The sequence below is a fragment of the Shewanella marina JCM 15074 genome (genome assembly GCF_000614975.1).
GTDB classification, from domain to species: domain Bacteria; phylum Pseudomonadota; class Gammaproteobacteria; order Enterobacterales; family Shewanellaceae; genus Shewanella; species Shewanella marina.
The window spans coordinates 102375-128300 of sequence record NZ_BALM01000010.1 but is presented as its reverse complement, the minus strand read 5'-3'; the positions used below and the strand labels follow the sequence as shown (position 1 = coordinate 128300).

Genomic DNA, 25926 nt, shown 5'->3' with positions numbered 1-25926 from the left:
AAATTACCTTAACTTCAGAGTCGCAAGACCCAGCAAAACAAGGAAAATTGAAATAATCCAAAAACGTACAATAACGCGCGGCTCTGGCCAGCCTTTTAATTCATAATGGTGGTGAATCGGTGCCATACGGAAAATACGTTGACCACGTAACTTGAACGAACCGACCTGCAAAATAACCGATACGGTTTCCATTACAAATACGCCACCCATGATGACTAATAGAATCTCTTGACGCACAAGTACAGCCATCGCACCTAATGCCGCGCCCAGTGATAACGAGCCGACATCGCCCATAAATACTTGCGCAGGGTAAGTGTTAAACCATAAGAAACCTAAACCCGCTCCCACAATCGCAGTACAAACAATCACGAGTTCACCCGAACCTGGTAAGTGTGGAATATGTAAGTAACTGGCAAACTGAGCATGACCAGAAAGATAAGCAATTAACGCAAAAGCAGCTGCCACCATCACCGTTGGCATAATCGCCAAACCATCAAGGCCATCGGTTAAGTTAACCGCGTTACTTGAACCCACAATAGTGAAGTAAGCCAACACAATAAAGACTAAACCTAACTGCGGCATCACATCTTTAAAGAATGGTACGACTAACTGTGTCTCACCTGGGTTTTGAGCAAAGGCATACAAGTAAATCGCAACGACTAATGCCGCCACTGATTGCCATAAATACTTCCAGCGCGCAATCAGACCTTTAGTGTCTTTACGCACCACCTTACGGTAATCATCAATAAAACCAATCAGTCCAAAGCTGCCTAATACAAATAGCATCACCCACACGTATTGACTGCTAAGATCACCCCACAACAATACACTTAAGAACACCGCTGCAAGGATCAACAAACCACCCATTGTTGGGGTGCCACGCTTACTAAAATGAGACTCTGGACCATCGTTACGAACCACTTGACCAATTTGCAATAATTGCAAACGCTCAATCAGTTTAGGGCCCCACCATAAACTAAATAAAAGTGCAGTTAAAAGCCCTAAAATCGCTCTAAAAGTCAAATATGAAAATACGTTAAACCCAGTATAAAACTGGGTTAAATACTCAGCCAAATAGACTAGCATTTACACTAACTCCCCGCGCCCGTAGGCTGCTGTTAAAGCGTCGACAACTCGTTCCATAGCCGCGCTTCTTGATCCTTTCACTAGTACAGTCACCGGCCCTGATAACTGATTAAGATGTGCTATCAACATTTGGTTAAGCTGCGCAATATCATCAAAATGCCCTGAGCCATAACCCAATGCGGTTTGACGAGACAATTGACCCACACAAAAAAGTGCATCAATCGCTTGCTGCTGCGCCAGTTCACCTAACTGCTGATGTAAAAGGGGCGCATTGTCGCCTAATTCTCCCAAATCGCCCAGCACTAAGATTCGATTTGTTGAAATTTCATGTAACCAGTTAATCGCGGCCGTCACAGAGGCTGGGTTAGCATTGTAGCTATCATCCACCACAAGAATACGTCCAAGATCGACAGGCATCATTCTGCCCTTAACTGGTTTTAACTGTGTTAGACCGTAAACAATTTCATTTAAATCAATATTTAATGCGATGCACATTGCCGTAGAGGCTAATGCATTGGACACCTGATGACGACCCGTTAACGGTAACTTCACTTGGCGCTGTTGCTGGCCATAATGTAAGGTAAATTGATAGCGACCAATGCTATCGGCACACAAACCAGTTGCGTAAATATCACTCACCTTAGTGGCTGAAAACTGAATAATCTTGCGCGTTCCTGCAGCTGTACGCATAACATCAGCAAAAGCATCATCGGCATTGATGATTGCGACACCATCGGTGGCTAAGTGATTAAAAATTTCTGATTTAGCTTTGGCTACACCTTCAAGTGAACCAAAACCCTCTAAATGTGCACCCGCCACGTTATTAACTAAGGCAACTTTAGGCTGAACCAAGTTACTGGTGTAATCAATTTCACCAAGATGATTAGCTCCCAGTTCAAATACACCATATTGATCGCCTTGTTGTAGACGTAACATAGTTAATGGCACACCAATATCATTGTTAAAATTACCCGCGGTATAAAGCACTTGATGATGAGCAGACAAGATTGTTGCCACCATCTCTTTCACGCTGGTTTTGCCATTAGAACCTGTTAATGCCACACAAATTGGTGCCACAGCCTGTTTCACTAATACCCCAATTTGAGCCATAGCCTGCTGACTATCTGTCACGACAATTTGAGCAATATCAAATGGCATAGGACGCTCAACCAACAATGCCTGCGCACCTAATTCAACCGCTTTCGCCACAAAATCATGACCGTCAAAACGCTCGCCTTTTAAGGCGACAAACAAACAATGCTCGGCAATATTACGGCTATCAGTACTGACAGAAGTGATGCTGCTATCAGCACCAATCAATTGACCATTTACCGCAGCTGTAATTGCAGCTAAAGATAGTGGGATCATAATGTTGCCTCGGCTAAAGCCTGTGCTAATGCACGCTCATCGTAATGCAATTTCTCACCTTTAACTTCTTGGTAAGTCTCATGACCTTTACCAGCAAGTAGAATGACATCGCCCGCCTTAGCTTGGGCAAATACCTGCTTAATCGCCTTAATACGATCAATTTCAACCAATGCAAATTGTGGCTGTTGTAAGCCCACTAAAATGTCATCAATAATGATTTGAGGATCTTCGCTACGGCAGTTATCAGAAGTCACCATCACTTGATCACTAAACTGCTCCGCAGCCGCAGCCATTAATGGACGCTTGCCTGTATCACGATCACCGCCACAACCAAATAAGCACCATAACTTACCTTGGCAATGTACCCGAGCCGCTTTTAACGCTTGCTCAATTGCATCTGGCGTATGGGCATAATCCACCACGAGCGTGACATCATTGGCGGAAGCAAAACACTCCATGCGGCCAGCTACAGGTTTTAATTGTTGTACTAATAATGCCAGATGAGCTAAGTCATAACCTTCAAGATAAAGCGCGCCTAATGCCGCTAATAAATTGGCTAAATTAAACTCGCCAAGTAAAGGTGAATCAATCACAGCCTGACCTTCTGACCAATTCAATGTGGCACACATACCACGACCATGATATTCAATATCAGTCACATATAACTGTGCTTGAGGGTGTTGTTTGGTTGAGTAACCCAATACGGCTTGCGTGGATTGTTGTAACTGTTCAAACCAGCTTAAGCCTTGCTCATCATCAAGGTTAAGCAAACGCTGGCGCACACAGCTGAAATTAAATAGACGCTGCTTAGCGGCAGCATATGAGTTCATATCACCATGAAAATCTAAATGATCACGGCTTAAATTGGTAAACACTGCAGTACTAAACGGCACGGCTTCAACACGACCTTGCACTAAACCATGACTTGACACTTCCATGGCGCAGACATCAATACCTTGTTGCGCAAATTGGGCTAATTGCTTGATAACAGTAATCGCATCAGCTGTAGTATTGCCACTGTCGATCAGTGAGCCCCATACGCCGTTACCTAAAGTTCCCATCACAGCTGCTTGTTGCTGTTCTAGCTGGACAAGTTGTGCAATAAGCTGACTCACAGAGGTTTTACCATTGGTGCCAGTAATGCCTACAATTGCCATTTTATCCGAATTAATGGGATAAGCTTGCAACGCCAAGGCTGATAACTGTCTGTGCAACTGACAAAAATAGATGGTCACACCCGCATCCGTCATCACCACTTTGCCATGCTCAGCAGGCGCATCGGTATGCACTAACACCGCGCTAGCTCCTTGAGCAAAGGCACGAGTGATATATTGCCTGCCATCGACGGCGTAACCCGGTACTGCAATAAATAGATCGCCGACATTGATCTGACGACTGTCTAAACACAAATTCTGAATAGTCTCTTGGCCTGAATAATGAAACCAAGGCGCGAGTAAATCCCGTAAAAATATCAATCGAAACTCCTTTCCATCGCAGCCAATTTAACCTGCTCAGCTTTACTGATAGGCTCGACATTTAGCAACTGCAACGCACCTGACATCACTTTGGCAAATACAGGTCCAGATACAACGCCGCCATAATAACGGTCGCCCTCTGGCGCATTAACAACCACAGCAATTGCTAAACGAGGATTATTAACTGGCGCGACACCAGCAAATAAGGACACATAATCATCACCATAACCGCCCGCAACAGCCTTACGACTGGTGCCGGTTTTACCTGCAACAGGGTAGCCATTAATATGGGCTTGTCTTGCGGTACCGCCAGCTTCAGTTACCCCCTGTAGCATATACATCACGTCTTTAGCCACTTTTGGCGAAAACACTTGAGTACCTTCAGGCGGCTTGGTTAATTTAAGGATTGAAACAGGTAGTAACTTACCGCCATTACCTAAAGTGGCGTACATACGTGCCAACTGCAGCGTATTAGCGGTTAAGCCATAACCAAACGATAAGGTGGCACGTTCAAAATCAGACCAACGATGGCTTTCACGGATCATACCCGGAGCTTCGCCCGGTAAATCGATGCCAGTGTAGTTACCTAGCCCCAGTGAATAATACTTATCAAGCAACTTCTCAACCGGCATAGATAGAGACAACTTACTGATACCTACGTTACTCGATTTAGCTAAAATTTTGGCTAAACTGAGATTACCGTTGTTGTGGGAATCTCGAACCTGCCGACCACCAACGCGCATCCAGCCCGGCGAGGTTGAGATAATCTCATCGGCCTTGGCATACCCATCTTGCAGTGCTGAGGCTACCACAAATGGTTTAATGGTAGAGCCCGGTTCAAAGGAGTCAGTAATGGCACGGTTGCGCATTCTAAAACTTTGTAAATGCTCACGAGAGTTAGGATTATACGAAGGTGATGTCGCCATCGCTAACACCTCACCCGTATGCACATCCAATACCACAATGGAGCCCCATGCAGCTTGGTTTAACTCGGTCGCCTTTTTAATTTCACGATAAGCCAGCTGTTGAATACGTTGGTCAATACTCAACACTAAGTCATTAGGCTTCTCACCTTGTTGAACTGTACTTAAACGCTCAACGACGTGACCATCACGAGATTTACGTACTTTTTGTTTAGTCGGTGTGCCCGTCAACCAATCGTTATAATTTTTCTCAATGCCTTCAATACCGACATCGTCAATATTGGTTAAACCAATCAATTGCGCGGTAATTTCACCCGCGGGATAATAACGACGAGATTCATCTTTAAGACGAATACCAGGGATTTTTAACTGACGAATATATTCGGCAACAGCAGGCGTGACCTGACGTTTAAGGTAAACATAACGCTTTTTCGGATCTTTAACGCGATCAAGTAAGGTTTGCTCAGGTTCATGTAATACGTCAGCTAATGCTTTCCAGCGACGCATATCCTTGAAACCATCGAATTTATGGACTTCTTTCGGATCCGCCCACACCGCTTTAACGGGTACACTCACCGCCAACATATCACCGTTGCGATCAGTAATCAGTCCACGTTGTACTTGGTTACTGGTAGTACGCAAGGTGCGCATATCGCTTTCATGACGTAATTTGTCTGGCTCAACCACTTGAATGTATGCGGCTCGAACCACTAATGCAGAAAATAGAAATAAAATAAAACCAATGACGACTTTAAGTCGCCATTGGATTAGCTGAGGTTTTTTGATTACTTTCGCTTGTTTCTTACTCATGGTATTTTCACCACGACTTCCTCACTTGGAAGCGGTCTGGTCATATCCAACTCTTTGGTGGCAATCCGAGTAATACGGCTAGAATCAGCAAGTGATTGCTCCTCTAGTAGCAAATTGCGCCATTCAATATCTAACTTATCTCGTTGCTGTAATTGTTGATCCCATTTAGTGGTCAATTGGCGGCTTACATAACTGGTATAAACAACCGCCACTGCATTAGCAAATACTACAAATGAAAGTAATAACAACCACTTGTGCGACCACATGTCTTGCACAATAATACGTGGTAGGCTCAACGATGACTTAGCCACGTTGCCTCCTAGTACTCTAATCTCTGCGCTACACGCAAGACAGAGCTGCGGGCACGAGGATTAAGTTCAAGTTCATCCTCAGAAGGCTTCGTCGCTTTACCAATGGCTTTTAACTTACGTGACTTATTAATTTGATCTTCAGTAACAGGTAACCCGTATGGCACCTGCTCACCTTGGCTATTACGGCGAATAAAGCGCTTCACCATACGATCTTCTAATGAGTGGAAGCTGATAATCGATAAACGACCTTCAGGTGCAAGAATGGTTAATGCGCCTTCTAATGCCTGATCAATTTGCTCTAATTCACTATTGATATAGATACGAATCGCTTGGAATACACGAGTTGCGGGATGCTTATTACGCTCTTTATTTTTAGTAATACGGGCAATCAGATCCGCCAGATCTTTAGTTCTTAAAAATGGCTTTTCATCACGGTCAGCGGCAATACAACGAGCAATATGGCGGCTATTTTTCTCTTCACCATAGGTTTTAAATACCCAAGCCATATCTTCGATTTCAGCACGGGCTAACCACTGTGCGGCAGTTTGGCCTTGGCTGTTATCCATCCGCATATCTAATGGGCCATCTCGCAAGAAGCTAAAGCCACGCTCGGCATCATCTAACTGAGGTGAAGACACGCCTAAATCTAATAATACGCCATCAATTTTACCCGCTAAGCCAAGTTCATTGACATAATCGGCTAGCTGACCAAAACCACCGTGTACAATTTGGAAACGCGGATCATCAGCAAACTGCTTCGCAGCTTCAATCGCTTGCGGATCTCGGTCAATAGCAATTAAACGACCATTTTCACCTAGACGCTGTAGTACTTGACGAGAATGACCACCACGGCCAAAAGTACCATCGATATAGATACCATCTGGACGAATATTCAATCCATCAATAGTTTCTTGTAATAACACTGATACATGGGCAAATTGTTGACTCATTTGGCTCTTCTTTATCTTCAAGTCACTCATTTAGAGTGAGAAATCGGCAAGGCGAGGATTAGTTGATAATTCCTCACCATTTATGGTTTCAAGGCTAGTAGCAATTTGTTGCTGCCACGCCAGCTCATCCCATAACTCAAATTTATTTAACTGGCCAACCAGCATAGCTTGGCGACTCAAATTGGCATACTGACGTAAAGGTAACGGTAATAATATGCGACCATTACCATCTAATTCACATTCGTGCGCATAACCTAAAAGCAAGCGTTTTAGGGCACGTTCCGTAGGTTGGGTATCAGAGAGAACCAGCAGTTTTTGTTCGATAAGCTGCCATTCATCAATAGGATAAAGAAGTAAACAGGGGGAATTAATATCAACGGTAATCACTATTTTAGCTTGATGCTGTTCGCGCAGTAATGCTCGGTATCGCATAGGTATAGCGAGCCGTCCTTTGGTATCAAGGTTTATGCTACTTGCGCCACAAAACACGTTATTGTCATCCCAGTATTATTCTTTAATCCACAGAATTTTATTCCACAAAAAACCACATTTTCCCACAAACAACTAGTTTAGGGACTCTGTGCAACCATTGTCAAGCAAAGGAGTTGATTTAAAAGCCTGCTAGCATGCGGCTTAGCAGCTCATTTTAGTGAATACTCATTAATAACAACAAAAGTGGGAAGAAGTGGTAACAAGCAAGCTAACTTGTTTATTTTTTGTGCATTTCTAGCACCAAAATAACTATTTTATGGTGATTTTACCCAGATAAATACATTAATTACGTGAGTTATTATCAGCTTAAAATCAATCCAAGGACTGATGTTCTAAATCAACATAGAGACTTATTTAGCTACGTATAGTCACGGCCGATAATAAAGTAACCGCCGTTACTAGGAGCAAAAATATGATCAATATTGATGCATTCAATCAGGTTATTGCGCCGATTAAGCCGCAAAAAATCGATAAAAAAACCAAGGTAAGAGCAACTCAAGCCAGTACAGCAACGGGTGATTTTGAACAGCAGGAAAGTGAAACGTTACTAGAGCAAATGCCATCAGCCGATAAACAAAGTAAAACGACAAAGAAAAATGACGATGATAAAGCCACCTCGCCTCATCATCGCATCGACATTACTATTTAGCGGGTACGAGCAACCGCATCTAACCAACCTTGATAACGTAAATCCCGAGTCTCAGCATCAAATAAAGGTGTAAACATACGTTCACAATCAGCTTTACTTGTCAGTTCAGAACTATCCTGCCAAAAACCCACCGCAAGGCCCGCAAGGCCCGCAAGGAACGCGGCGCCCATTGCAGTAGTCTCAGTAACATGCGGCCGAACCACGTCAACCCCAGTAATGTCAGCTTGAAATTGCATCAAGAAATCATTAACAACAGCGCCGCCATCAACACGCAATTCGGTCAAACTCACGCCACTGTCTTTGACCATGGCATCCATTAAATCGCGACTCTGATAAGCAATAGCCTCTAATGCTGCGCGGATAATATGGTTACGATTAGCACCACGAGTTAATCCCACTAATGCCCCTCTGGCATTAGGATCCCAATATGGTGCACCTAAGCCAACAAAAGCAGGAACTAAGTAAACCCCATTAGTATCCGTCACTTTTGAAGCGAAATACTCTGTATCTTGTGCATCCCGAATTAACCCTAATTCATCACGCAACCATTGAATGGTAGCACCGCCCATAAAGACAGAGCCTTCAATCGCATAATTCACTTCACCAGCGGCGCCAACGGCAATGGTCGTTAATAAGCCTTGTTCTGATTTAACCGCTTGTTTACCGGTATTCATCAGCATAAAGCAACCCGTACCATAGGTATTTTTGGCCATGCCTGGCTCAACACATAACTGCCCAAATAGCGCAGCTTGTTGATCACCCGCCATCCCCGCAACTTTTATTTCACTGCCTTCGCCCGCAATACGGGTTTCACCATAAATTGCACATGAAGATTTAACTTCAGGCAACATGCTAAGTGGTATATCTAAGCTGTCTAAAAGATGTTGATCCCACGTTAAGGTATGAATATTAAATAACATGGTACGCGAAGCGTTAGTGTAATCAGTGACGTGTACCTTGCCTTCCGTCAGCTTCCACACGAGCCAAGTATCAATCGTGCCAAAAAGCAGCTCGCCTCGCTGAGCTTGCTCACGAGCGCCTTCAATATTATCTAGAATCCATTTGATCTTGGTCGCAGAGAAATAGGGGTCGAGTAATAGCCCGGTATGCTGACGCACATATTCATCAAGCCCTTGCTGACGCAATTGTTCGCACATTGCAGTGGTACGACGGCATTGCCATACAATCGCATTATAGATAGGTTTGCCCGTGATTTTATTCCATACCACTGTAGTTTCACGCTGATTGGTAATACCAATAGCAGCGACTTCATCACTATGAATACCCGCACGAGCCAATACTTCTATTAAAGTTGAACTTTGAGATGACCATATTTCCATCGCATCATGTTCAACCCAGCCCGGCTTTGGGTAAAGTTGGCTAAATTCGCGCTGTGATACAGCCACAATATTAGCATCATGATCAAATACCATGGCGCGAGAACTGGTCGTTCCCTGATCCAGTGCAACCACATAACGATTGGACAAAATTTATTCCTCTACCAAACCCAATAGGTATAACTTTAAATAACTTAAATACAATCATAGCAAATGGCTATCCAAGCAAGCTATACCCAATCTGCGGCAGAAGATGACAGATAGCAAAAAGCCCCACATCAGTGAGGCTTTTGAATATCATTAGACTAAATCTAACTCATATTAGAACTTGTAGCTAGCCTGTACACCCGTTAACCAAACATCACCAGTGGTTTCACCGCTGAAGTTAACCTGAGCTAAACCAGCAACATCTTGAGTTTCGTTAATTGGAGAATGACCAATCGCTTTAATGTAAGTTACACCAAGATCAAAATGCAATGCATCAGTTGCTTGGTAACCTGCACCAGCACTGAACCATAAACGATCGCTATCAGGGATAGTTGAGGTGCGGTGTTCATCAGTAGCAGCGCTCTTATCTAACGCTACACCACCACGTAATGTCCACTTAGGCGCAATTTTATATGTTGAACCTACAGCAAAACGCCAGTTATCTTCAAACTTTTCAACTTTGATTTGATCAGAAGTCATTGGCTTCTTAGCTGCAAGATCAATCGGCTTCACACTGTCAGGGAAGAATACGCGGATTTCATCAAAGCTGCTCCAATCGGTCCAGTTAATGCTGGTATGCATAGCAAACTTATCAGTGATCTGATGGAAAGATGACACCTCAGCAAATGCTGGTAGTTCAAGTGGAATATAACCAGCAAAGCTAGCATGTTGACCATCTTGGTATAATGCGCCAGACGCCTGACCATCAAGGTCTAAATCAACTTTACTGTGGTAAGCAAAACCGATACGGTTAGCCGCATTAATCTGCCATGCACCACCGACTTGCCAGCCAAAACCAGTGTCATCACCTTCTAAGCTCTTAAGAGAAGCGCCACCCGCAGGGATCATGCCCGCAGCCGCCATCGCTTGTGCTTGCTTATCTTTAGGAAGTTGACCAATCATTCCACCTAACGCAGGCTTAACTTGATCAATCCAATTTGGCATAGTTGCGCCAATCTCACCTTTAGCATGTACCACACGTAGACCCGCACCAACACTCACAGCATCATTGATGCGATACGCAACGTTAGGATTAAACTCTACTGAAGTAACAGAAGTGTGATTACCGAAGATAGAAGCTGCGTGACCTGCAGGCGTCTCAGTCGCTAAACCATAGTTAGAGTTTAACCCTAAACCCACAGTCCAGTTTTCATCAATCTGATGAGTGACATAGAAGTTAGGTACGAAAGCATTGTTACCCACATCACTTGCATCAGCGTTAAATTTTGCTAATTGATGACCCATAGCAGATAGCGTCATATCACCATTAACATCAATATTAGGCATTACATAAATGCCACCAGCAGAAACTTGAGTTCCTTTTAGGTAAGTCATCATTGCTGGGTTACGTGCTTGTGCAGAAGCATTGTCGGCCATTGCAGCTTCACCAGCAAAAGCACGACCTAAACCTGTCGCTGAAGTTTCAGCTAATTGGAAGCCAGCAGCAAATGCTTGAACAGAAGTACCTAATAGCGCCGTACCGACAGCTAAAGTTAATAGTGTTTTTTTCATGTTTAATCTCAAGAAAATGGGTCTTGTATGAAATGTTGCTATTATCAATAGCTTGATATAGCGCAAAAAATTTAGAGAGCGCAGTGTACTCAGCCGAAAATTGTTTGCAACTCAAGAGTTGCAAAATAGTCAAATAAACTGGCCATACCAGTTAAAAACAGTATAAAAATAAGAAACTTAAGTGAAACAAATCGATTTTAAAGCGACAAATAATGCAGATTGTTCAGATTTAACATTTAAACCAGTATAAAAACCCAAGGGGATTTATTTATAATTCATATAGTTAAGATTATATTCATCAGCTTACGTCTGTGACATTATTTTTTAATTTAATAACAGCATAATATGCTGTTACATAATAAAACCATTAACGCAACAGCATTAATTGCCTAAATAATTTATAAAATCAATGGATTAGTGCAATTACTCTAAACTAAAAATCGCACTTAATTATGTTAATTAAAGTGCGATTTTCACTGTCCCAAAATCATTAGTACAAGTGTAAGCTAACGTCGCCAAGTAGGAATATTGGCTTCGTAATCATCAATTAACGGCTGATGTACCAAAGTTAAGCCTATGGCATCCAAGCCATTTAGCAGATTGTGTCGAGCCGAATCAGCTAAGGAAAATGAAAACACTGTCCCCTGCGGCGAGGTTAATTTCATTTGCTGTAAATCCACCTCTATATTGGCAGCAACATTAACCATCACTTCATCAATTAACTGCTGCACTTGCTCAGCAGGCAACACTATCGGTAACAGACCATTATTAATCGCATTACCATAAAATATATCGGCAAAACTGGGGGCAATGATAACCCTAAAACCATAATCAGCTAAGGCCCAAGGTGCGTGTTCACGGCTTGAACCACAACCAAAATTTTCTTGAGTCACTAATACACTTGCCCCAGCAAATCTAGGATGATTCAAAATAAATTCAGGATTACTCATATCTCCTGCATCATCAAGATAACGCCAATCGTGAAATAGATGCACGCCAAAGCCATCGCGGGTGACTTTAGATAAAAACTGTTTAGGGATAATCTGGTCGGTATCAACATTGGCAAAATCAAGCACCGTAGCCAATCCAGTATGTGTTGTAAATGCTCGCATTGATTAACTCCTAAAATGGCTGACGAATATCAACAAAGTGACCAGCAATAGCCGCTGCAGCCGCCATTGCTGGACTCACCAAATGAGTGCGACTACCTCGCCCTTGCCGACCTTCAAAATTACGATTACTGGTGGATGCACAACGATCGCCTGCTTCTAGTCTATCGTCATTCATTGCTAAGCACATGGAGCATCCCGGTAAACGCCACTCAAACCCAGCAGCAATAAAGATTTTATCTAAACCTTCACGTTCAGCTTGTAACTTTACTTGACCAGAGCCGGGGACCACGATGGCAGTAACCCCTTTGGCAACTTGTCGTCCTTGTGCCAATTTAGCCGCAGCACGTAAATCTTCGATACGAGAATTAGTACATGAGCCAATAAAGACTTTATTAACGCTCACATCCGTCATCGACATGCCAGCTTCTAGCCCAATATAATCAAGCGCTTTAAGCATCGCTGCGCGGCTGCTTTCATCGATAACATCGCGCGGATTTGGGATAACTTGATTAATCGCAACAACTTGGCCCGGATTTGTTCCCCACGTAAGCTGCGGCGCAATATCAGCGGCATCGAGTAATACTTCTCGATCAAACTGCGCATCATCATCTGACACTAAGGTCTGCCAATAGGCTATAGCGTGATGCCAATCATCCCCTTTAGGGGAAAATTCACGTCCAAATAGATAAGCAAAGGTGGTTTCATCAGGTGCAACCATCCCCGCCTTTGCACCCATTTCAATGGCCATATTGCATAAGGTCATGCGGCCCTCCATTGAGAGTGCACGAATGGCTTCACCGCAAAATTCAATCACATAACCCGTCCCACCAGCGTGACCAATTTTAGCAATAATGGCTAATACGATATCTTTGGCGGTAATCCCCTCAGCCACTTGTCCCGTCACTTCAACCTTCATGGTTTTAGCACGAAGTTGACGCAAGGTCTGAGTCGCTAATACATGTTCTACCTCAGAAGTACCAATACCAAATGCAAGCGCACCAAACGCGCCATGGGTCGCGGTATGCGAATCACCACAAACAATCACAGTACCAGGCAAGGTAATCCCTAACTCTGGCCCCATCACATGCACAATCCCTTGATTAGGATGGTGAATGTCATACAAGCGAATACCAAATTCATGGCAATTTTGAGCTAAAGTTTCAACTTGAGTACGCGCCATGTCACTCAACGCATCTAAGCTAGCACTTTGAGTAGAGGTATTATGATCCATGGTGGCAAAAGTTTTTGCGGGGGCATGCACTTTACGCCCCGCAGCTCGCAAACCACTAAACGCTTGTGGTGATGTCACTTCATGTACTAAGTGACGATCAACATAAATAAGTGGCGCTTGTCCCTCTGGCTCAGCTATCACATGTTGTAGCCACACTTTTTCATATAAGGTTTGTGCCATTACGCGCCCTCCGTAATTGCATTGGCAATATAATCACCCATCTGCACGGTTGTTTTAGCTTGCTCGCGAGATGAAGCTAACTCGGCCGTTAAATAGCCTTGGCTTAACGCTTGAGACACTGCACGATCGATAGCGTCTGCCGCCTCAACAAAACCAAGCGAATGCCGCAGCATTAATGCGGCAGATAAGATTTGTGCGACTGGATTAGCAATGCCCATCCCCGCAATATCAGGCGCACTGCCACCAGCAGGTTCATACAATCCAAAACCCTCACTATTTAAGCTCGCAGATGACAATAGCCCCATCGAGCCCGTCAACATAGCCACTTCATCGGAAATAATATCGCCAAATAGATTCGAACATAGCAACACATCAAACTCATCAGGACGACGCAACAATTGCATCGTCGCGTTATCGATATAGATATGTTCTAACGCGACATCGCTATACTGGCTTGCGACTTCCTCCACCACTTCACGCCAAAGCATGGAGCAAGCAAGGACATTGGCTTTATCGACCGAAGTGACTTTTTTACGACGACCTTGCGCTGCTTGAAAAGCAATATGAGCAATACGACTAATCTCTCGGCGACTATAGCGCATGGTATCGAATGCCTGTTCTTCGTCTCCTTCACCTTGGCGCCCTTTAGGCTTGCCAAAATAGATCCCCCCCGTCAGCTCGCGAACACATAGCACATCAAAACCACGAGCCGAAATATCATGACGTAACGGTGATAGATGCTCTAAACCTTGGTGTAATTTGGCAGGTCTAAAATTACAAAAAAGCTCAAAGTGCCCTCTTAGTGGTAATAAAGCACCGCGTTCAGGCTGCTCATCCGCAGGCAAATGTTGCCATTTAGGGCCACCGACTGAACCAAATAAAATCGCATCAGCCTGTTCGCATCCCTGCAATGTTGATGCTGGTAGAGGCGCACCATGGTTATCTATCGCAATCCCACCTACATCAAAATGTTGATAACTAATATCTAAATCAAAACGGCGCTGCACAGCAGACAATACTTTTAATGCTTCACTCATCACTTCTGGGCCAATACCGTCCCCAGCTAATACTGCTACTTGCTTACTCATACGCCACCTAACTCCCTTTGTTGTTGTATTTTTAATTTACAATCCGCAACCACATCTGCCCGCTTAATCAAGTTCATCACATGTACAAGTGCTTTTGCTGAAGCTTCAACCACATCCGTAGCTAAACCGACACCGTGAAAATGATGCTGCTGATAATTTGCCATAATATCGACTTGCCCCAGTGCATTTTGCCCATGACCTTTAGCGCTTAATTGGTAACTGACAATATCAACTTCTTGACCACTGGCACTGGCAATGGCTTTATAAACAGCATCAACAGGACCATTACCTTGTGCCTCGGCTTGCTTCACTTCACCATCCAGTGTGATAGCAATACTGGCATTGGCTAATCCCTGTTTAGTATCAGAGTTCACCTTAATTTGGTCTAATTGGTAAAAATCATCATCTGCAGCTTGCGCCTCCATAAATGCCAGCGCTTCTAGGTCATAATCAAATACCTGTCCTTTTTTGTCCGCCAGCGTCAGAAACTGCTCATACAAGGTATCCATATCATAATCTTGTTCACTGTAGCCAAGCTCTTGCATACGGTGCTTAATCACATGCCGACCAGAACGTGAGGTCATATTGAGGTTATTACGATTAAGACCAATGCTTTCTGGCATCATGATTTCATAGGTATTTTGTGATTTAAGAACGCCATCTTGATGAATACCAGAGGAGTGAGTAAAAGCGTTAGCGCCAACAATGGCCTTATTCGCCTGTACTGGCATATTACAAAGCTGACTGACTAAGGTTGAAGTACGATGAATTTCTTTGGCGTTAATATGAGAGTGTAAACCAACAAGGTTTTTGCGCGTCGCTAAGATCATGGCGATCTCTTCTAATGAGCAGTTACCCGCCCGCTCACCAATACCATTGACCGTACACTCAATCTGTCTAGCGCCATGCTGCACTGCTGTAATTGAGTTAGCGACTGATAAACCCAGATCATCATGGCAATGCACTGAGATCACCGCTTGATCAATATTGGGCACACGATTAAATAAGGTTTGAATAATGCCGCCAAATTCAGAAGGCACGGTATAGCCAACAGTATCTGGAATATTAATGGTTTTAGCGCCGGCTTTGATGGCTTGTTCAACCATGCGGCATAAATTATCAATTGGGGTACGGCCAGCATCTTCACATGAAAACTCAACATCGTCGGTAAACTGTCTGGCATATTTAACCGCACTGACCGCCATCTCTAATACTTGATCAAATGAACGTTTTAATTTGCTTTCAACATGAATGGTAGAGGTCGAAATAAAGGTATGAATGCGAAACTGTTCTGCAACCGACAATGCTTGCGCCGCCGCATCAATATCAGCCTGTAGCGCTCTTGATAACGCACAAACGCGACTATTTTTAATATTACGGGCTATCGTTTGTACCGATTCAAAATCACCGGGCGATGATATTGGAAAGCCCACCTCCATCACATCAACACCGAGTCGTTCTAGCGCGAATGCAATTTGTAATTTCTCTTTTACCGTTAGGCTAGCAGCTAATGCCTGCTCACCATCGCGTAAGGTGGTATCAAATATTATCACTCTATCAGACATCGGCATTCTCCATAACAATCGATTGCGCTAACCCTAAAAACAAAAAACCCCGCTTTCAATGCGAGGTTATTGTTGGTTAACAAATTAAAATTTAGCTAACACTAACCCCTTCTCATGTTGATGAGAATTAGTGGGAGTAAGAGTAAGCTGAATTGATTTAACACTAAATAAAGACCTTTTTATTGCTACATTTTGTTAACTAATGAATAGTTTTTAACCTGCAATAAGGGTCTGTGTCAACCTTAATATTGTTCGTTATATCGATTTATGAAAATGTGAAATCAACGCTTAATCATAAAGTCGCTAATCTCATCTAAGAATGCATCACCAAATCGTGACAGTTTGCGTTCACCAATACCGTTAACGGCCAGCATTTCGGCATGAGTGGTTGGCATCATGGCCGCCATCTCAGTTAAGGTGGCATCGTTAAATACCAGATAAGGCGGCACATCTTGCTCTTCAGCAATTTTGCGTCGTAACAGTTTTAACTTAGCAAATAACTGACGGTCGTAATTCATGCTTGGTCGACGTTGCGCATGTTTCGTTGGTTTCGCCACTAGATCAAGTCTAGGCACCGCGAGCATTAAGGCAATTCCACCTTTGAGTACAACCCTCGCCGATGGATTTAACTTAACCGATGAACCTCGGGTTATATCCTGACTGGCAAATCCCAAATGGATAATTTGACGGATCACACTAAGCCAATATTCATGGCTTTTATCTTTACCAATACCCCATGTGGTTAACTTGTCATGTCCACGTTCAACCACACCTGCCGTTTTAGCACCACGTAATACTTCAATAATATGATTAACGCCAAAACGCTGACCGGTACGATAGATACAAGACAACACCTTTTGCGCATCTTCGGTACCATCATAACGTTTAGGAGGATCAAGACAGATATCGCAGTTGCCACAAGGTTCTGCTGCTTCATCAAAATAATGCAGTAACACTTGGCGTCGGCACGTTTGTGCCTCAGCAAAAGCCGCCATGCTATTGAGTTTATGGTACTCAACTTGCTGCTGTGGCCCAGGTTCTGATTGATCAATCAAATGCCGTACTCGACCAATATCGGCAGGATCAAATAACATCAAAGCTTCAGCATCTAAGCCATCACGTCCTGCTCGGCCAGTTTCTTGGTAATATGACTCAATGCTTTTGGGAATATCGTAATGCACCACAAAGCGCACATTCGATTTATTAATGCCCATACCAAATGCGACAGTAGCCACCACAATATCGAGCTGATCTTTTATAAATCTGTCTTGCACACTGGTACGCTCTTCCAGTGACATCCCTGCATGGTAAGCTTCTGCAAAATAACCTTGCATCCGTAATCGCTCTGCCACTTCATCAACACGGCGGCGACTGCTGCAATAAATAATGCCACTATGTCCCTGTTGCGCACTAATAAATTGGCGTAACTGATTAGCTGCATTGAGCTTTTCCACTACGGTATAACGGATATTAGGGCGATCAAAACTAGACAGTAATTGATGCGGATTAATTTGTAATCGCTCACAGATGCTTTGCCTAGTCGCATGATCAGCCGTTGCCGTCAAAGCCATCATCGGCACCTGTGGGAAGTATTGTTTTAATTGCCCAAGCTGGGCATATTCAGGCCGAAAATCATGACCCCACTGGCTAATGCAATGGGCTTCATCAATGGCAAAGCAGGATAAATTGAGTTCATGTAAACGCTGAATAAAATCGCCACGCAATAAACGCTCTGGTGAAATATAGAGTAATTTAATCTCACCAAACCGAATTTTACGTAAGATCTCTAAACTTTCTTCACGGGATTGCGATGAATTCAGGTAAGCAGCAGCAACACCGGTTTGCAGTAAACTGTCCACTTGATCTTTCATTAATGAAATTAATGGCGATACCACAATGGTTAACCCGGGCAATAACAGCGCAGGTAATTGGTAACATAAACTCTTACCACCGCCCGTAGGCATAATCACTAAGCAATCTTGACCTTGGCACAAGGCTTCAATGACTTGGCGTTGACCTACGCGAAACTCACGGTAACCAAACACCTGTGCAAGACATTGACTGTAAGCATCATCGGCATTATCAGTTGTTGTGGTAAGTTTGTTTTCCATGAAGTTCGTTAATACACCTGTTTACCAAATCAATGCGCGATATTCTAATAGACTGCAATTGAATTAGATACACGTTCACAGTAGATTGTAATAAACGGGAACATCAAGGAATCGATATGACCCAAGCAATTCAGCAACAAACTATCGCCTTAGTCGGCCAAATATTTGATCAACAGATGCCTTTTCACCAATTCTTAGGCTTACGTGTTAAGCGCTATGACTTATCTGGTGTCGAAGTCGAACTGGCGATGAAACCAGAACTCGTCGGTAATTTTCATCACAACATTTTACATGGCGGCGTGACTGCCACTATTTTAGATGTGGTTGGCGGACTCACCGCTTTTGCGGGACTGGTTTCAAGTAGAGATAATTGGCAAGCGGAGCAACTTGAACAACGTTTAAAAGCATTAAGTACCATAGATTTACGGGTGGATTATTTACGCCCTGGCAAAGGGGTTTGCTTTACCGGTACGGGTGAAGTGATCCGTTCAGGCAACCGAATTTCAGTGTGTAAAATGGAATTACATAACGAAAAAAATCACCAAATCGCACTGGGTACAGCCACTTATGTGGTCGGTTAAAATTAACGCGGATAAGTGTTACTTGTATATTAAATGCTGCGCCCTTACAATCCGCGCAATTCCCTAATAACCCCTACTCATTATGCCAGAAACTGAATACCGCAAAGGTATCATCCTTGCACTGTGTGCTTATACCCTTTGGGGTATTGCGCCACTCTATTTTAAATTACTGACTCAAGTCTCTGCAGTCGAAATTTTACTGCATCGCATTATTTGGTCATTTGTCTTTGTGACTATACTGATCTATTTCTGGGGCGGCTTTGGGCGCTTACGTTTATTGCTCAAACATCCAAAGCAAATTGGCGTACTGTGCGTGACCTCTATCCTAATTGCAGGCAACTGGTTACTGTTTATTTGGGCCGTCAATAATGGCCATATGCTTGATGCAAGCTTAGGCTATTACATTAACCCGTTATTTAACGTGTTATTAGGTATGGTATTTTTGGGCGAGCGCTTACGTAAATTACAATGGTTTGCAGTAGCATTAGCCGCAACAGGGGTACTACTACAATTGATCTCTTACGGTTCAATCCCGCTAGTTTCAATTGGTTTAGCCGTTTCATTTGGATTTTATGCACTGCTACGTAAGAAAGTGAATGTTGATGCCAAAACTGGCTTATTGATGGAAACCAGCCTATTGCTGCCTATTGCCTTACTTTATATGGCATTTTTCCTCGATACCCCAAGTGCCAATATGCTTAATAACGATCTACAACTGAATCTATTATTAATGGCAGCTGGTGTGGTGACAACCGTGCCATTACTGTGCTTTGCTGGCGCAGCAATCCGTATTCCATTAACGATTTTAGGCTTCTTCCAATACATTGGCCCAAGCATTATGTTCTTGATGGCTATTTTTGTCTTTAATGAAGCATTTGATATGGAAAAAGGTATTACCTTTATCTTTATCTGGTTAGCACTCATGGCATTTAGCAGTGATATGCTATTGCATCGACGTCGTCAAAAACGTCTCAAAGCACATGGCTAGCGTTCAAGCTGTAACAATAAAATGGCAACCTTCTGGTTGCCATTTTTAATGATGAACTCGCATGACCTAAAAGGCGCTAACTAACCCCTGAGGATCATCACTGCTCACTATCACCATATAATTATTTTTGGTAGGAATTAAGACCAAGTTATTCGGATCGGTAATAAACACCAATGCTTGGCGGCCATTTTCTAACGCAAACCAACCTAATTGGAACTGTGGTAAACCAAAACCATTGCGTCTAATCTTCATCGCAAACTCGGGCTCGTCTGCTAAATTCAACTGGCGCACCCCAGCGGGTAAAATATCGGTACGAGCAATGTCTCTGCCATACAATGGAATATTGACGCTAACCGCAGATAAATTAACCTCAATATCGGCATCTAGACTACGACCACCGACCCACAAAAACACAAGCGCGACAACAGACACTAATGACATAGATATCATTTTCGCTATTCGAGGCAGTGGTTTATGCAACAGCAACCATAAAATAGCCATGAGCCCCAACAACACAGCTAACAAACTCAATAAGGCCATATTTGAGGGACTCACAAGTTGAAATACTTGGTTATGCATGCAGACACCCTAGAATGAAATTGTTTATTATTTCAACGGTAGCATAAATATTTTAGAGCGGCGTTGATAATTATAAAGTTGCTGCTTTGCCTTGGGCAGTGAATCAACATCAACCATTTGGAAACCTTGCTCTAAAAACCAATGAATACTGCGCGTCGTTAATGCAAATAGCTGCGCAAAACCCCGCACTCTAGCTTGGCCAATCACATGTTTGAGCAATAAGATGCCACGATCAGCATCACGATACTCAGGATGCACCACTAAACAAGCAAACTCACCCGCATTTTCATCTTCAAAAGGGTACAGCGCAGCACAGCCAATAATTAGCCCATCACGTTCAATAATCGAGAATTGTTCAATTTCGACTTCTAGCTGCTCGCGACTACGACGCACCAGCACGCCCTGTTGCTCTAATGGCCTAATTAGCTCTAAGATACCGCCGATATCCTTAATCGTGGCGCTACGAAGCTGTTCGGCGCTCTCATTGACAATTTGTGTCCCTATACCATCACGAGAGAACAACTCTTGCAGCATGGCACCATCTTGCATATAGCTCACCATATGACAACGATTAACACCGGCGCGGCATGCACCAATACTGGCTTGCAAAAACTTCTGGCAATCGGTGGATAAATGCTCACCTCGCGCCGCTAAAATCTGTTCCGCTTGAATCGGCATCAACTCACTGATTAACTGCCCTTGCTCATCCAGTAATCCCACACCTTCGGTAAAACCTATAATCTTATCCGCTTTAAGCTTTATCGCGACATGAGTGGCTATCTCTTCAGCAGTTAAATTAAAACTCTCGCCCGTGACAGATGCGGCAATCGAGCCCATTAACACAATGCTGCCACAGGTTAGCTGACGTTCAATACCCACTACATCAATCCGCCGCACTCGACCACTCAAGCAATAATCGACACCGTCATCAACCCCTAACGGCTGTGCAATCACATAATTACCACTGACCACATACAGCTGCGCACCTTGCATTGGGGTATTGGCTAAACTCATGGACAGACGCGCGGTCAAATCCAATAACATGCCGCCAACCACCTGTTTAATCACCGCTAGGCTAGCATCATCAGAAATGCGAATGCCGTTATGCCTAACCACTTCGATATCATGCTTCACCAACGCCGCATCAATTTGTGGCCGAGCGCCACACACCAACACCAGCTTAATGCCGAGACTGTGTAGTAAAGCGATATCATTAATAATATTGCGCAAAGAATCTTGCATCAGCGCTTCGCCGCCTAACATGATGACGAAGGTTTTACCGCGGTGAGCATTCACATAGGGCGCGGAGTGGCGAAAACTGTCGACTAACTGAGAGGTATAAACCGCATTCATCAATAAACTATTCCATGTAAGCACTAGGTTAATGATTAGCATATTGCATGTTAATTCATTAAAAAAGCATTTTTATTCTTAATGTGATAGTTTTTGTGAATTTTTAGACAAAAAAAAGCCCCGACAAGTCGAGGCTTTTTACAGAAATTAAGATCAATTACTTGATTTTAGCTTCTTTGTAGATAACGTGCTGACGAATAACAGGATCAAATTTCTTGATCTCCATCTTTTCAGGCATGTTACGCTTGTTCTTTTCAGTAGTGTAGAAGTGACCAGTCTTAGCGCTTGAAACTAACTTGATCTTCTCACGATTACCTTTAGCTTTAGCCATGGTCTATTATACCTTCTCGCCACGGGCACGAAGTTCAGCAACAACAACTTCGATACCTTTCTTATCGATAATACGCATACCTTTAGTAGAAATACGTAATTGTACAAAACGCTTCTCGTCTTCTAACCAAAAACGGTGGTTTTGTAGGTTAGGTAAAAAACGACGACGTGTTGCGTTTTTTGCGTGCGAACGGTTGTTACCAACCATTGGTCGCTTGCCAGTAACTTGGCATACTCTTGACATGTCAATCTTCTCCAAAAAACAATTTTAACGCTCGAGCATTAATGGGCCTCGAATGGCCGTCGCCAGAGGCACAAATAGGGCGCATTTTATACAGGATTAAAGAGGAAAGATCAAGCATTAGTTCAATTAATCCACCCACGTTCCGCAAACGAAACGATTTCGCAATCCCCTACAACCATATGATCCAGTAAAGAAACGTCTATGGTTGCTAGCGCAATTTTTAATCTGTCAGTTATTCGCCTATCCGCCTCGCTTGGCTCGGCAACACCAGACGGATGATTATGGCACACAATAACTGCCGCAGCTTCTTTGTCCAATACCAGCTTAACCACTTCACGTGGATAAACGGCGGCTGAATCAATAGTTCCGCGAAATAATTCTACAAACTGAATCACTCGGTGTTGGCTGTCCAACAACAAGATTGCAAACACTTCATAACTGCGGTTCGCCAATTGTCGCATTAAATAGTCCCGAGTTAAATCTGGATTTATTAATGCTTGGCCTCGCTGCATATTTTCGGCGCTGATCCGTCGGGTTAATTCCCCGGCTGCTTGCAGTTGCGCGTACTTTACCGATCCTACGCCCAATTGTCGACAAATGAGTCGCTTTGGAGCCGATAATAATCCATTTAAGCCACCAAATTCACTTAATAGCAGTCTAGAAAGTGTCAAAACGTCACAATTTCGACTGCCACTGCGCAAAATAACAGCAAGCAATTCAGCATCTGAAAGTTGCTGAGCCCCCAAATTTAATAATTTTTCTTGTGGCCCTTCTCCCTCTGGCCAATTTTTTATACTCATATGCGCAAAAGTGTGATCAAGTTAACAATTACCATTAAATCTAATCCACAAACGGCATCTTCGCGAAATTTAATGACAATCAAATCTCACAAACACAAAATATTGCCGAATTTTTTATAAAGAGCTACTCCATGCCAATAATGATTGTGCTAAGGTTAGCGCCAATTAATTTGCCAGTAGTTGAAATCAATGAACCTAAAAAATAAAAAGGTCCTATTAGGCATAAGTGGTGGCATTGCCGCCTACAAAGGTGCCGACCTTATTCGTCGTCTGCAAGACCAAGGCGCTGAAGTACGTGTAGTAATGAGCAAAGGGGCGACCGCTTTTATTACGCCTCTTACCTTACAAGCGCTATCAGGCCATCCTGTATCAACTGATTTGCTTGATCCTGCAGCAGAAATGGGTATGGGTCATATTGAACTTGCACGCTGGGCTGACGTAGTCGTAATTGCCCCCGCAACTGCGAACGTTATCGCCCGTATTAATGCAGGCATGGCAGATGAATTGATTACCACGGCTTGCCTTGCGACAGATGCACCAGTGGTTATTTGTCCGGCAATGAACCAACAGATGTACCTCAACATCGCCACCCAAGAAAACTTAGCCAATTTAAGCCGCCGCGGTTATACCATTTGGGGACCGGATGCAGGTATTCAAGCTTGTGGTGAAGTGGGGCCAGGCCGAATGTTACAGCCGCTTGATATTTGCGCCCGATTAGAACAATTTTTTGCTCCAAAACTATTAGCGGGTCAAAAAATCATGATTACCGCGGGGCCAACCCGTGAAGCCATAGATCCGGTTCGCTATATCTCAAATCACAGCTCAGGCAAAATGGGCTATGCATTAGCACAAGCCGCTGCTGCAATGGGCGCAGAGGTGACCTTAGTTTCAGGTCCAGTTAATCTCGCCACACCAGCAGGGGTAACTCGCATCAATGTAGAATCTGCCGAACAGATGCTACATAGCGTGATGCAAGATATTGCGCAGCAGCATATTTTTATTGGTTGCGCCGCTGTTGCCGATTATAAAGTCAAACAAGTTGCCGATCAGAAGATAAAAAAATCAAACGCACATATGCAGCTTGATATGGAACGTAATCCTGATATCTTAGCCACAGTAGCGCAGCAGCAACAGCGTCCATTTACAGTAGGTTTTGCCGCTGAAACTCAAGATGTCGCTCATTATGCTATGGATAAGCTTAAGCGTAAAAATCTTGATATGATCGCCGCAAACGATGTATCAATTGCAGGTCAAGGCTTTAATGCCGACAGCAATGCTCTCACTGTGTTTTGGCAAGATGGCCAACAAGCGCTTGCAGTTGCCAGTAAACAAGCCATTGCCCAGCAATTACTCACCTTAATCGCCAACAGAATTAAATCATCATGAAAACACCTATTGAATTAAAAATTTTAGACCAACGTATTGGTTCACAATTCCCACTGCCAGATTATGCAACACCAGGCAGCGCAGGTATGGACTTACGTGCCATGTTAGATAACACATTAACCATTGAGCCGGGTCAAACAGTATTAATCCCAACGGGTATTGCTGTACATGTAGCAGATCCTAGCCTCGCAGCCATTATTTTGCCGCGTTCAGGTCTAGGCCATAAGCACGGTATTGTATTAGGTAACCTAGTCGGCCTTATCGACTCAGATTACCAAGGCCCATTGATGGTTTCTTGTTGGAACCGTGGTAGTGAGCCATTCACTATCGAAATTGGCGACCGTATTGCTCAGTTAATGTTTGTGCCTGTAGTACAAGCACAATTCACCTTAGTGGATGAATTTGACAACTCAGAACGTGGTACTGGTGGCTTTGGTCATTCAGGGACTAAATAACTCAAAATCGGTCACTCAAAATAAGTCGCAATTTGTTAATGAGATCTGTGTAGGCATTTATTTAAGTAAGTGCTTACACACTTAAAATTATTGGTGTATAACAATAATCCATAACGTTTTTAGATCGAAGGACACAGCAATGGCCGCGAGCCCAAAAATAAACCGCCGTGAACATATTCTCCAATGCCTTGCACAAATGCTAGAAACCAACCCGGGTCAACGGATCACGACCAAAAAATTAGCTGATGAAGTTGGTGTTTCAGAAGCCGCACTTTACCGTCATTTCCCAAGTAAAGCGCGCATGTTTGAAGGGTTAATTGAGTTCATAGAAGAATCATTACTTTCACGCATTAACCTGATTATGGATGAAGAAAAAGATACCACTCGTCGTTGCCAGCTGTTACTGCAATTACTGTTAGTTTTTGCAGAGCGTAACCCGGGTATCTCACGTTTACTTAATGGTGATGTATTACTAGGCGAAAACGAACGCTTACGTAGCCGCATTAATCAAGTTTTCTCAAAAATTGAAACTCACCTTAAGCAAATTTTGCGCGAAAAAAGCCTACGAGAAGGTAAGGCATTTACTATAGATGAGGCGATATTAGCCAATCTATTATTATCAATTGCCGAGGGTAGAATTGCTCAGTTTGTACGAACGGAGTTCAAAATAAAGCCAACTCAAGACTTTGATTTACAATGGCAATTTATTGAAAAACAGCTCTTACAAAGTTAACTAATACTTCTCTACTATTAAGGTCAGTTAAACTGGCCTTTTTTATTTTAGGTACTATTCCTCCCCCTAA

General features: G+C 43.4%; 25 protein-coding genes. 6 read left to right on the top strand and 19 right to left on the bottom strand.

The annotated features are described in order from the left end of the window. Positions 1–3: 3 nt before the first annotated feature. From mraY to mraZ, 7 genes are read right to left on the bottom strand one after another with little or no spacing between them, the layout of a single operon-like run. Complete coding sequence (gene mraY / locus JCM15074_RS09785; protein ID WP_025821036.1) at positions 4–1086, bottom strand: phospho-N-acetylmuramoyl-pentapeptide-transferase; 1083 nt, start codon at positions 1084–1086, stop codon at positions 4–6. Next, positions 1087–2454 (bottom strand): UDP-N-acetylmuramoyl-tripeptide--D-alanyl-D-alanine ligase, encoded by a 1368-nt coding sequence (locus JCM15074_RS09780; RefSeq protein WP_025821035.1) that lies wholly within the window; start codon positions 2452–2454, stop codon positions 1087–1089. Next, positions 2451–3929, bottom strand: a complete 1479-nt coding sequence (murE, locus tag JCM15074_RS09775) for a UDP-N-acetylmuramoyl-L-alanyl-D-glutamate--2,6-diaminopimelate ligase (protein ID WP_025821034.1) — start codon at positions 3927–3929, stop codon at positions 2451–2453. Before murE ends, JCM15074_RS09780 begins: the two co-directional genes overlap by 4 nt. Then, the gene (locus tag JCM15074_RS09770) at positions 3926–5662 is read right to left on the bottom strand and encodes a peptidoglycan D,D-transpeptidase FtsI family protein (RefSeq protein WP_025821033.1); all 1737 of its coding nucleotides are present in this window, start codon (positions 5660–5662) and stop codon (positions 3926–3928) included. Before JCM15074_RS09770 ends, murE begins: the two co-directional genes overlap by 4 nt. Next, complete coding sequence (gene ftsL / locus JCM15074_RS09765) at positions 5659–5973, bottom strand: cell division protein FtsL (protein ID WP_025821032.1); 315 nt, start codon at positions 5971–5973, stop codon at positions 5659–5661. Before ftsL ends, JCM15074_RS09770 begins: the two co-directional genes overlap by 4 nt. Positions 5974–5981: 8 nt before the next feature. Further along, complete coding sequence (rsmH, locus tag JCM15074_RS09760; RefSeq protein WP_025821031.1) at positions 5982–6923, bottom strand: 16S rRNA (cytosine(1402)-N(4))-methyltransferase RsmH; 942 nt, start codon at positions 6921–6923, stop codon at positions 5982–5984. 30 nt (positions 6924–6953) lie between these two features. Further along, positions 6954–7412, bottom strand: coding sequence for a division/cell wall cluster transcriptional repressor MraZ (gene mraZ / locus JCM15074_RS09755; RefSeq protein ID WP_025821030.1), 459 nt, complete (start codon positions 7410–7412; stop codon positions 6954–6956). A gap of 415 nt (positions 7413–7827) precedes the next feature. Here mraZ and JCM15074_RS09750 point away from each other — a divergent pair, with 415 nt between their 5' ends. Then, positions 7828–8064, top strand: coding sequence for a hypothetical protein (locus JCM15074_RS09750; protein ID WP_025821029.1), 237 nt, complete (start codon positions 7828–7830; stop codon positions 8062–8064). Here the strand turns inward: JCM15074_RS09750 and glpK are convergent. The 7 genes from glpK to recQ form a co-directional block, all read right to left on the bottom strand. Next, the gene (gene glpK / locus JCM15074_RS09745) at positions 8061–9551 is read right to left on the bottom strand and encodes a glycerol kinase GlpK (protein WP_025821028.1); all 1491 of its coding nucleotides are present in this window, start codon (positions 9549–9551) and stop codon (positions 8061–8063) included. The genes JCM15074_RS09750 and glpK overlap by 4 nt on opposite strands. A 171-nt stretch (positions 9552–9722) precedes the next feature. Further along, positions 9723–11120: an outer membrane protein transport protein gene (locus JCM15074_RS09740; protein ID WP_025821027.1), complete on the bottom strand. Its 1398-nt coding sequence runs from the start codon at positions 11118–11120 to the stop codon at positions 9723–9725. A gap of 506 nt (positions 11121–11626) precedes the next feature. Beyond that, on the bottom strand, positions 11627–12232 hold the full coding sequence (leuD, locus tag JCM15074_RS09735) for a 3-isopropylmalate dehydratase small subunit (RefSeq protein WP_025821026.1): 606 nt from the start codon (positions 12230–12232) through the stop codon (positions 11627–11629). 10 nt (positions 12233–12242) lie between these two features. Next, on the bottom strand, positions 12243–13643 hold the full coding sequence (gene leuC, locus JCM15074_RS09730) for a 3-isopropylmalate dehydratase large subunit (protein ID WP_025821025.1): 1401 nt from the start codon (positions 13641–13643) through the stop codon (positions 12243–12245). After that, entirely contained in the window at positions 13643–14731 is a 1089-nt protein-coding gene (gene leuB / locus JCM15074_RS09725) for a 3-isopropylmalate dehydrogenase (protein ID WP_025821024.1), read from the bottom strand. Before leuB ends, leuC begins: the two co-directional genes overlap by 1 nt. Continuing rightward, the gene (leuA, locus tag JCM15074_RS09720; protein WP_025821023.1) at positions 14728–16296 is read right to left on the bottom strand and encodes a 2-isopropylmalate synthase; all 1569 of its coding nucleotides are present in this window, start codon (positions 16294–16296) and stop codon (positions 14728–14730) included. The genes leuB and leuA overlap by 4 nt, the downstream gene beginning before the upstream one ends. Before the next feature lie 281 nt (positions 16297–16577). Continuing rightward, positions 16578–18407 carry a DNA helicase RecQ gene (gene recQ / locus JCM15074_RS09715; protein ID WP_025821022.1) on the bottom strand — a complete coding sequence of 610 codons (1830 nt, stop codon included), beginning with the start codon at positions 18405–18407 and terminating at the stop codon, positions 16578–16580. Positions 18408–18523: 116 nt separating this feature from the next. On the opposite strand from recQ, the gene JCM15074_RS09710 reads away from it, so the two are divergent. Both JCM15074_RS09710 and rarD read left to right on the top strand, forming a co-directional pair. Beyond that, positions 18524–18988, top strand: coding sequence for a thioesterase family protein (locus tag JCM15074_RS09710; protein WP_025821021.1), 465 nt, complete (start codon positions 18524–18526; stop codon positions 18986–18988). A gap of 82 nt (positions 18989–19070) precedes the next feature. Further along, a complete protein-coding gene (gene rarD / locus JCM15074_RS09705) occupies positions 19071–19976 on the top strand; it encodes an EamA family transporter RarD (protein WP_025821020.1) in 906 nt (301 codons plus the stop codon). 66 nt (positions 19977–20042) lie between these two features. Here the strand turns inward: rarD and JCM15074_RS23560 are convergent, their stop codons facing one another. From JCM15074_RS23560 to radC, 5 genes are all read right to left on the bottom strand, one after another. After that, the gene (locus JCM15074_RS23560; RefSeq protein ID WP_025821019.1) at positions 20043–20555 is read right to left on the bottom strand and encodes a PH domain-containing protein; all 513 of its coding nucleotides are present in this window, start codon (positions 20553–20555) and stop codon (positions 20043–20045) included. Positions 20556–20582: 27 nt separating this feature from the next. Then, positions 20583–21908: an amino-acid N-acetyltransferase gene (argA, locus tag JCM15074_RS09695; protein WP_025821018.1), complete on the bottom strand. Its 1326-nt coding sequence runs from the start codon at positions 21906–21908 to the stop codon at positions 20583–20585. Positions 21909–22065: 157 nt separating this feature from the next. Continuing rightward, complete coding sequence (gene rpmG, locus JCM15074_RS09690) at positions 22066–22239, bottom strand: 50S ribosomal protein L33 (protein WP_007651290.1); 174 nt, start codon at positions 22237–22239, stop codon at positions 22066–22068. Positions 22240–22245: 6 nt separating this feature from the next. Continuing rightward, positions 22246–22482: a 50S ribosomal protein L28 gene (rpmB, locus tag JCM15074_RS09685; protein ID WP_025821017.1), complete on the bottom strand. Its 237-nt coding sequence runs from the start codon at positions 22480–22482 to the stop codon at positions 22246–22248. A 122-nt stretch (positions 22483–22604) separates the two neighbouring features. Beyond that, on the bottom strand, positions 22605–23282 hold the full coding sequence (gene radC / locus JCM15074_RS09680; protein WP_025821016.1) for a RadC family protein: 678 nt from the start codon (positions 23280–23282) through the stop codon (positions 22605–22607). Between the two features lie 189 nt (positions 23283–23471). Here radC and coaBC point away from each other — a divergent pair, with 189 nt between their 5' ends. The 3 genes from coaBC (at position 23472) to slmA (ending at position 25856) form a co-directional block, all read left to right on the top strand. Continuing rightward, positions 23472–24668, top strand: a complete 1197-nt coding sequence (gene coaBC, locus JCM15074_RS09675; protein ID WP_025821015.1) for a bifunctional phosphopantothenoylcysteine decarboxylase/phosphopantothenate--cysteine ligase CoaBC — start codon at positions 23472–23474, stop codon at positions 24666–24668. Beyond that, the gene (dut, locus tag JCM15074_RS09670; RefSeq protein WP_025821014.1) at positions 24665–25123 is read left to right on the top strand and encodes a dUTP diphosphatase; all 459 of its coding nucleotides are present in this window, start codon (positions 24665–24667) and stop codon (positions 25121–25123) included. Before coaBC ends, dut begins: the two co-directional genes overlap by 4 nt. A 139-nt stretch (positions 25124–25262) precedes the next feature. After that, positions 25263–25856 carry a nucleoid occlusion factor SlmA gene (gene slmA, locus JCM15074_RS09665; RefSeq protein ID WP_025821013.1) on the top strand — a complete coding sequence of 198 codons (594 nt, stop codon included), beginning with the start codon at positions 25263–25265 and terminating at the stop codon, positions 25854–25856. Positions 25857–25926 lie beyond the last annotated feature (70 nt).

What these genes read in the sequence shown, in the direction of transcription:
- coaBC (WP_025821015.1), top strand. Translation starts at nt 23,472, where the DNA reads ATGAACCTAAAAAATAAAAAGGTCCTATTAGGCATAAGTGGTGGCATT.
- rpmB (WP_025821017.1), bottom strand. Translation starts at nt 22,482, where the DNA reads ATGTCAAGAGTATGCCAAGTTACTGGCAAGCGACCAATGGTTGGTAAC.
- rpmG (WP_007651290.1), bottom strand. Translation starts at nt 22,239, where the DNA reads ATGGCTAAAGCTAAAGGTAATCGTGAGAAGATCAAGTTAGTTTCAAGC.
- JCM15074_RS09780 (WP_025821035.1), bottom strand. Translation starts at nt 2,454, where the DNA reads ATGATCCCACTATCTTTAGCTGCAATTACAGCTGCGGTAAATGGTCAA.
- leuA (WP_025821023.1), bottom strand. Translation starts at nt 16,296, where the DNA reads ATGTCTGATAGAGTGATAATATTTGATACCACCTTACGCGATGGTGAG.
- slmA (WP_025821013.1), top strand. Translation starts at nt 25,263, where the DNA reads ATGGCCGCGAGCCCAAAAATAAACCGCCGTGAACATATTCTCCAATGC.
- JCM15074_RS09750 (WP_025821029.1), top strand. Translation starts at nt 7,828, where the DNA reads ATGATCAATATTGATGCATTCAATCAGGTTATTGCGCCGATTAAGCCG.
- radC (WP_025821016.1), bottom strand. Translation starts at nt 23,282, where the DNA reads ATGAGTATAAAAAATTGGCCAGAGGGAGAAGGGCCACAAGAAAAATTA.
- leuB (WP_025821024.1), bottom strand. Translation starts at nt 14,731, where the DNA reads ATGAGTAAGCAAGTAGCAGTATTAGCTGGGGACGGTATTGGCCCAGAA.
- rarD (WP_025821020.1), top strand. Translation starts at nt 19,071, where the DNA reads ATGCCAGAAACTGAATACCGCAAAGGTATCATCCTTGCACTGTGTGCT.
- rsmH (WP_025821031.1), bottom strand. Translation starts at nt 6,923, where the DNA reads ATGAGTCAACAATTTGCCCATGTATCAGTGTTATTACAAGAAACTATT.
- mraY (WP_025821036.1), bottom strand. Translation starts at nt 1,086, where the DNA reads ATGCTAGTCTATTTGGCTGAGTATTTAACCCAGTTTTATACTGGGTTT.
- dut (WP_025821014.1), top strand. Translation starts at nt 24,665, where the DNA reads ATGAAAACACCTATTGAATTAAAAATTTTAGACCAACGTATTGGTTCA.
- argA (WP_025821018.1), bottom strand. Translation starts at nt 21,908, where the DNA reads ATGAATGCGGTTTATACCTCTCAGTTAGTCGACAGTTTTCGCCACTCC.
- JCM15074_RS09770 (WP_025821033.1), bottom strand. Translation starts at nt 5,662, where the DNA reads ATGAGTAAGAAACAAGCGAAAGTAATCAAAAAACCTCAGCTAATCCAA.
- leuD (WP_025821026.1), bottom strand. Translation starts at nt 12,232, where the DNA reads ATGCGAGCATTTACAACACATACTGGATTGGCTACGGTGCTTGATTTT.
- JCM15074_RS09710 (WP_025821021.1), top strand. Translation starts at nt 18,524, where the DNA reads ATGACCCAAGCAATTCAGCAACAAACTATCGCCTTAGTCGGCCAAATA.
- leuC (WP_025821025.1), bottom strand. Translation starts at nt 13,643, where the DNA reads ATGGCACAAACCTTATATGAAAAAGTGTGGCTACAACATGTGATAGCT.
- JCM15074_RS09740 (WP_025821027.1), bottom strand. Translation starts at nt 11,120, where the DNA reads ATGAAAAAAACACTATTAACTTTAGCTGTCGGTACGGCGCTATTAGGT.
- JCM15074_RS23560 (WP_025821019.1), bottom strand. Translation starts at nt 20,555, where the DNA reads ATGCATAACCAAGTATTTCAACTTGTGAGTCCCTCAAATATGGCCTTA.
- recQ (WP_025821022.1), bottom strand. Translation starts at nt 18,407, where the DNA reads ATGGAAAACAAACTTACCACAACAACTGATAATGCCGATGATGCTTAC.